At 45.0% G+C, this 7,341-nt stretch carries 6 protein-coding genes; 2 read left to right on the forward strand and 4 right to left on the reverse strand.

The window, feature by feature from the left end:
- Positions 1-211 precede the first annotated feature (211 nt).
- Complete coding sequence (locus EWV84_RS05845) at positions 212-829, forward strand: PEP-CTERM sorting domain-containing protein (protein ID WP_287077096.1); 618 nt, start codon at positions 212-214, stop codon at positions 827-829.
- 95 nt (positions 830-924) lie between these two features.
- Here EWV84_RS05845 and fabD read toward each other — a convergent pair whose 3' ends face one another.
- The 3 genes from fabD to plsX all read right to left on the reverse strand — a co-directional run bounded on the left by fabD (position 925) and on the right by plsX (position 4,285).
- Positions 925-1,851, reverse strand: a complete 927-nt coding sequence (fabD, locus tag EWV84_RS05850) for an ACP S-malonyltransferase (protein WP_287077098.1) — start codon at positions 1,849-1,851, stop codon at positions 925-927.
- 215 nt (positions 1,852-2,066) lie between these two features.
- Complete coding sequence (locus EWV84_RS05855; protein WP_287077100.1) at positions 2,067-3,068, reverse strand: beta-ketoacyl-ACP synthase 3; 1,002 nt, start codon at positions 3,066-3,068, stop codon at positions 2,067-2,069.
- Positions 3,069-3,229: 161 nt separating this feature from the next.
- Positions 3,230-4,285: a phosphate acyltransferase PlsX gene (gene plsX, locus EWV84_RS05860; protein ID WP_287077104.1), complete on the reverse strand. Its 1,056-nt coding sequence runs from the start codon at positions 4,283-4,285 to the stop codon at positions 3,230-3,232.
- Between the two features lie 149 nt (positions 4,286-4,434).
- Here plsX and EWV84_RS05865 point away from each other — a divergent pair, with 149 nt between their 5' ends.
- A complete protein-coding gene (locus tag EWV84_RS05865; RefSeq protein ID WP_287077102.1) occupies positions 4,435-5,727 on the forward strand; it encodes a D-alanyl-D-alanine carboxypeptidase in 1,293 nt (430 codons plus the stop codon).
- 220 nt (positions 5,728-5,947) lie between these two features.
- On the opposite strand, the gene argC is transcribed toward EWV84_RS05865, so the two are convergent.
- Entirely contained in the window at positions 5,948-7,009 is a 1,062-nt protein-coding gene (argC, locus tag EWV84_RS05870) for an N-acetyl-gamma-glutamyl-phosphate reductase (protein ID WP_286825586.1), read from the reverse strand.
- Between the last annotated feature and the right edge of the window lie 332 nt (positions 7,010-7,341).

A 7,341-nucleotide genomic window follows, 5' to 3' on the forward strand; every position in this document is an offset into this window, starting at 1 on the left:
AATCATTACTGATTAATTTAAGATGTTTCCTTGGCGAACCCTTCCACTCTCTCCCTGATGGGCTTTTTTCCGGATTCATCAATAAAAAACGGAGAATACTTGACAAATTCGGGGGGGGGGGTAGGATTATGATGCTTATTACTATTAAGCAATGATTTATGGGGTATAAATAGCAATTTTTACCCATTCTTAAACTTGCAATCAATCAAAAATGACTAATCAACTGCTAAAAGCCCTTTGCCTTCCCCCGGTGACTTGTGCCGTTTTCAGTGCCATTCCCGCCCATGCCGCCATTTTTACCGCTACCTATACGGATACTGTTTCAGCAAACTTTGGTGTCGATAACGTTACTGCCGGTGATACTGCGGTTATTACCTATCAGCTTGACAATGGGGGAACTTCCCTGTTGGGCCAAACATGGACCGCGAGTAACATTGTGACTGTCACCTTCAATTTTGGTAATGGGTCCCACGTTACCACCTTTAATCCTAATGGTGGTGATGGGTTGAGTGTTAGTCTAGGAAGCTTTGTCACCAATGCCTCAGGACAATTAACGGCTGTTCCTTCTAATTGGAGAGATTCATCTAATCTCAATGTCGTCTCAACCAATTCCACACAAACACCTCGCTCATGGTACGTGAATGGAAACAATGGCGTTTACTATACTTTCCCCATCAACATGGTCGGTTTGACCAATGTATCAGGTAATATCGTTGCTGCTAACTGGACCATTCAACCTGCCCAGACACAGACAACCCCAGAACCAGGTACCCTTTTAGGTTTATTAGCGGTGGGTTCTCTGGGTGCATTGGCTCGCAAACGTCAATAAATGACCAATTATAGTGTAAGGAAGGTTTAAAAGCCTTCCTTTTTGGCTAGGTATCCATCAATTTACTTCCTTTGTCGAAAATGTTGCCAGATAATTTAACCAACACCAACTAATGAACCCTGCAATTTAACATCTTCGTTACCCTTGGATATATCGGCTAATTGACTGATATTTTCTAACTCAATTGCAGGAACAGTTCGTTTAATTAAACCAGTTAAAACTTTACCTGGTCCCACTTCGATCGCTTTTTCCACACCCACATCCAGCAATTTTAAGATAATTTCTCGCCATCTTACGGAGCTAGTCATCTGCTGAATGAGATAACTTTTTAATTCCTCCGCATCGGTGATCGGTTGGCTAGGATTAACATTAGAAATAACGGGAACTTTTGCAGAACGAAAATTAACTAATTCTAAAATCTGCTGAAACTGAATAGCAGCATTTTCCATCAAGGGAGAGTGAAAAGCACCGGATACTTTTAAGGGCATAACCCGCTTAACTTTCACTTGACCTAATACCAAATCCACCGCTTCAGGAGTCCCAGAAATCACCACTTGTTCGGCACTATTATCATTAGCAATAACTACATTTTCCGTCTGATTAATCACTGTCTCTAGACTGGTGCGATCGAATTTCATTAAGGCGGCCATTTTACCACCTTCGGCCGCATCCATCAAACGGGAACGGTTTTGAACTAGATTTAATCCTGTTTCAAAATTAAACACCCTGGCCGCATACAAAGCCGAATATTCACCGAGACTATGACCGGCAACTAGATCGGGAAAATGACCTTTTTCTTGCAACAAATCCGCTAAAATACTCTCCACCACAAATAAACAAGGTTGGGTATAAAGAGTACGAGATAGGGTTTCTTCATCCCCTTGACATTTTTTCAGGACCGACCAACCGAGGATTCTTTCTGCTATTTCTAATCTCTCTTGGCCAAGCGCACTTTCCGCTAAATCTCCAATCATTCCTAACGCTTGCGATCCTTGTCCCGGGAATATCCACGCTGTTTTCATACGTTCTTAAAATAGATAGATAGATGTGTTTGGGTCAGTTGTCAGTTATCAGTTATCAGTTATCAGATGTGAGTTTTTAGTTATCAGATGTGAGTTTTTAGTTATCAGATGTGAGTTTTTAGTTTACTGTTTACTGTTTACTGTTTACTGTTTACTGGTTACTGTTTACTGTTTACTGTTTACTGTTTACTGATCACTGTTTACTGTTTACTGAATTAATCTCCCCAACGGAAGATAATCCCACCCCAAGTTAAACCGGCACCAAAGCCAGAAGAAGCAATAATATCACCTTTTTTGACCTTACCACTCCTGACAGCTTCATCGAGGGCTAGAGGAATCGAGGCCGCGGAAGTGTTGCCATACTCGCTGAGATTGCTGATCACTTTTTCCGGAGGCAGTTTCAGGCGCTCGCTCACCGCGTCCATAATTCTTTGATTAGCTTGGTGCAAAACTAACCAATCGATATCACTGGTGGTTAAATTAGCTCGATAGAGAGCTTTTTCGATGACCTCTGGCACTTTCGCCACGGCAAAACGATAGACTTCCCGTCCGTTCATCGTTAGGGGCTTATAGGTCCCTTTTTGAACGCTTACGCCCTCCTTAAGGGGCAATTCTTCCCCCTCATAGGCGAGATTGAGAGAACCATTCTGGCTGCCGTCGCTATGGAGTTCAAAACCGAGAATGTTATCTTTTGTATCATTTGCTTGACAAACCACCGCCCCTGCCCCATCTCCAAAGAGGACACAGGTAGCGCGATCGTTCCAATCCAGCCAACGGGAGAGAACATCGGCCCCGATAACCAAGACATTGCGGTAAGTACCAGTACGGATAAACTGGGTGGCGGTGACTAATCCCACCAGAAAACCCGAACAGGCGGCGGTGAGATCAAAAGCGATCGCCCGATTAGCCTTGATCTGACTTTGAACTTGGGCGGCACTACCGAACAGATCATCGGGGGTAGAAGTAGCCAAGAGAATCAGATCGATGTCCCTAGGCGACACCTGAGCCATTTCTAGAGCCTTAATCGCCGCTTGGGCCGCCAATTGACTCAAAGACACCGATTGATCCGCTAAATGGCGTTTACCGATGCCTGTACGACTTTTAATCCACTCATCGGAAGTCTCGACAATTTGGCTGAGTTCTTCATTACTGAGAAATTGCTCCGGTGTGGCCGATCCACATCCAGTTATAGCGACTCCTGCCCCGAATCCGTTCAAAATAGTCCCCCTTATCAGTTATCAGTTATCAGTTATCAGTGGGAAGTGGGAAGTGGGAAGTGGGAAGTGGGAAGTGGGGAGTGGGAAGTGGGAAGAATAAATAAAAATAGTCTCCTGTCTCCTGTCTCCTGTCTCCTGACCGCTTCAAGATGACTCACAGCTTAATCTTCACCGTTCACCGACAACTTTTTTAATTGATGATGGTGGTCATTGTAGGCTTGAATGCGCTCAGAAGCGCGATTATCGACGGCATTTTTCGCCTGTCGGATGGCATTAAAAATCGAAGGCGCTTGGGAACTGCCGTGACTGATCACACAGACCCCATCGACTCCAAATAACAGCGCACCACCGTGTTCCGCATGATCCATGCGTTGTTTGATCTGTTTCAGATTGGGTTTAATTAAAGCCGTCCCCACTTTACCCTGTATCCCCCTAGGTAATTCCTCTTTGAGAATTTGTAGGATAACTCCTCCCACCGCTTCGGCAAATTTTAACAGGACATTACCAACAAAACCATCGCAGACGATCACATCAAATTGTCCCGATAGCACATCCCGGCCTTCAGCATTGCCGATAAAGGGAATTTGCTGGTTATTTTCTAATAATTCGTAGGTTTTTAGGGCGAGATCGTTACCTTTGCTGGCTTCTTCGCCGATATTGAGTAAACCGACTTTCGGTTCTTCAACACCCATAACGTATTTACTGTAAATTGTCCCCATTAGGGCAAACTGCTCTAAATATTTGGGTTTACAGTCCACATTCGCCCCGACATCGAGGATAATCACCGATTTACCCGCTAACATCGTCGGCAGCACCGCACCGATCGCTGGGCGATCGATTCCTTTTAAACGACCTAAACGCAGTAACGCTGCCGCCATGGCTGCCCCGGAGTGACCGGCGGACACCACCGCATCGGCGCGATTTTGTTTGACTAAATCCATGGCCACATTAATCGAGGCCGCTGGTTTGCGACGGATAGCGGTGATCGGCTCTTCGTCCATGGCCACCACTTCCTCTGCGTGGACGATGGTGAGATTCTTGGGACGGGGATGATGCTGGAAATAAGCCTCAATCCGTTCAGAATCGCCGACTAATAATACTTCTACATCTAATTCTTCGGAAGCTCGCATCGATCCCGCGATAATCTCGTTGGGAGCGTGGTCACCTCCCATCGCATCTACCGCGATTCTTGCCCGATTTAATGCCGTTTCTGCCATTGAGTCAGTGGGATAGAAATCTTTAATAAGTTGAGCGGCAGCTCTTGACAAAAGCTGGCCGATCGAGGATTAGTGTTTTCTGATCGAGCAATTGTTAAAAATTACCAATCATCTCTATACAATAAGGCATCATTGCGATTAAGGAAAAGATGTTCTCAGTTTTTAATTTGGCAGTTTTCGGCTTTCTCTTGGGTTGGTTGGGGGGGCAATCCCAACCGATCGCCAATATTCCCCTAATTTCTTGGCAAAATCAACCTATTTTCCACCTTCCCACCGCTCCCGATCCCCGGGTGGCGGCGATCGTGGCCGATTATCTGCAAGACTTGACTAAAAAAGGTTTAAACTCTAGTCAACAACGGGTCTTAATTGAGACGGAATGGGCTGATTTAGCTGATCATCAGGGTAATCTGCCCGCTTCGGGGGCTTCTTTAACTAAAATCGCCACTACTCTCGCCGCCGTGGAAACCTGGCCTCTCGATCATCGTTTTGCTACTCGTTTTTACAGCACGGGAGAGGTAAAAAACGGGGTGTTAGAGGGAGATTTAATTATTGAAGGGGAAGGGGATCCTCTATTTGTCTGGGAAGAAGCGATCGCAGTGGGCAATGGCCTCCATCAATTAGGCATCCGTCAGGTCAAAGGCGATCTGATCGTTACGGGTAAATTCGCCATGAATTTTCAAACCGATCCCCTCAAAGCGGGAGAATTGCTGAAAATTGGGCTTGATCAATCGAAATGGTCAAAAGAAACCCAAAAAGCTTTTCAAAGCCTTCCTAGCGGCACACAAGCCCCACAGGTGAAGATTTTGGGCATGGTTCGAGCCAGTCAAATTCGCCCCGAAAATGCCCGATTATTGTTGGGCCATCAGTCCTTGACTTTAACGGAACTGTTGCGTCAGATGAATATTTATAGTAATAACGTCATGTCAGAAATGTTAGCGGAGCTGCTCGGTGGCCCGGCGGCAGTGGACGCAATTAATACTAAAATTACTGGGGTAGGAGCGGAGGAAATTCAATTAATTAATGGTTCGGGATTGGGTGTAGAAAATCGCTTGTCTCCCCGAGCAGTTATTGAGATTCTTAAAGCATTGGATCGCAAGTTAGCCAATCAACCGATACAAGTCGCCGATTTATTTCCGGTGGGGGGACGCGATACCAAAGGAACTATGCAGTGGCGCGCCATTCCCAAAGGAGTGATGATTAAAACTGGAACTTTGGCCCAAGTTAGCGCTTTAGCCGGAGAAATTCCCACCCAAGAAAGGGGTAAAGTTTGGTTTGTGATTATGAATGCCGGTAGTGGCAATATCGAGGGATTCAGAAATCAGCAGGATCGGGTGTTACAAGCTTTAGATCAACACTGGCAAATTCTCCCGGAAGCGACTAAAGGATCGATTCCGCCAAGGGCCTTTTTAGGTGATCCTAGTCGGGTAAGTCAGGGTTTCTAAGGGGTTGATATCAACTTGACAATCAAATTTAGTTTGGTGGGGAGGAACTTTGAGAAGGTTTTGGACTTACTTTTCTGGAGAAGCTGACTACTTTTCTGCCACTCTCTCCTTGCCTTTGCTGCCAATCGGCAAACATCGTATCTCAATCATAGTGACAAAATTTTGCCAGTTTTTCCTGAAATTGAGCAAAGGATGCGTGGTTAAACGCATCCAGAAATTTTTAAGGATAAAAACACATTTGCGGCAAAGCAAGGGATTCTTCCCAACCCATCATGAGATTGAGACATTGTACCGCTTGTCCCGATTGTCCCTTAACTAAATTATCGATCGCTGACATCACTATCACTCGATCGGTTCTCGGATCCACTTCAATACCGAGATAACATAAATTAGTGCCACAGGCCCATTTAGTTTGCGGATAGACTCCCCCCGGTAGGATTTTGACAAAGGGAGAAGCGCGATAAAAAGCATTGTAGATAGTGATCAAATCATCCCGCACCAGATTCGGATCCCGCAAAGTTGCATAGACTGTGGACAGGATACCCCGAACCATAGGCATTAAATGGGGAGTGAACTGGACGCGCACCTCATGACCGGCTAAATGACTGCAAATCTGCTCGATTTCAGGAGTATGACGGTGTTTTCCCGCTACATTATAGGCCCCGATCGAACTATCTGCTTCTGCCAATAACATATTAATCTTAGCTTGTCTTCCTCCCCCCGAAGTTCCCGATTTGGCATCAATAATCGTGGTTTCCGGGACAATTAAACCCTGTTTTAACAGGGGAGAAATCGCCATTAAACTAGCAGTAGGATAACATCCGGGGCAACCGATCAAAGAGGCATTTTTAATATCTTCCCGATAAAGTTCCGGTAAACCGTACACAGCCTTAGATGCGATCGCTTGATCCTGACGTTCCTTGCCATACCATTTACTATAGGTTTCTAGGCTAGTAAAACGATAATCTGCCGACAGATCCAACACTTTACACCCTTTAGCGATCAAAGGAGGGGCTAAATCACAGGCTAAACCATTGGGTAAACCCAAGAAAACCACTTGACAACGGGAGGCAATTGTCTCTAAATCGATCGCCTCCACATTAAGATTAATACTATGACCGAGATGGGGATATAAATCACTGTAGGGTTTTCCAGCGCTACTATCGCCCCCCAGATACACTAATTCGACAAGGGGATGTTCTTTGAGCAAACGTACCAACTGTACGCCACCATATCCCGAAGCGCCGACAATACCCACTGAAACCTTCTGTCCTTGCGTCATTTCCCTTATTCCTAAAAATTCTTATCGTTAATATAACGCTTTAGTATGGCTGAATTTTAGCCTAACCAGCAGGATTTAAATCAAAAAACTTCCTGTAAAAATCTAGTATCTCGGCCGGGTTGTCCATAAACCGTCAATTTCTCTTGATCAATAGGCAGTTATCTTAATGATGAGGTACGAAGTTTTCGTTTGAGGGAATCTTTCATCGAAAATTTTGGGTCTGAAACCCCGTCGTTTTACGACGGCTTTACTGTTAAATATTAACACATTTACCAAATATATGCTAAAATGTGAGACATGGAAAAAGCCTATTCTTACCGATTTTACCCCAC

Source organism: Microcystis sp. M_QC_C_20170808_M3Col (assembly GCF_007095505.1).
GTDB lineage: Bacteria > Cyanobacteriota > Cyanobacteriia > Cyanobacteriales > Microcystaceae > Microcystis.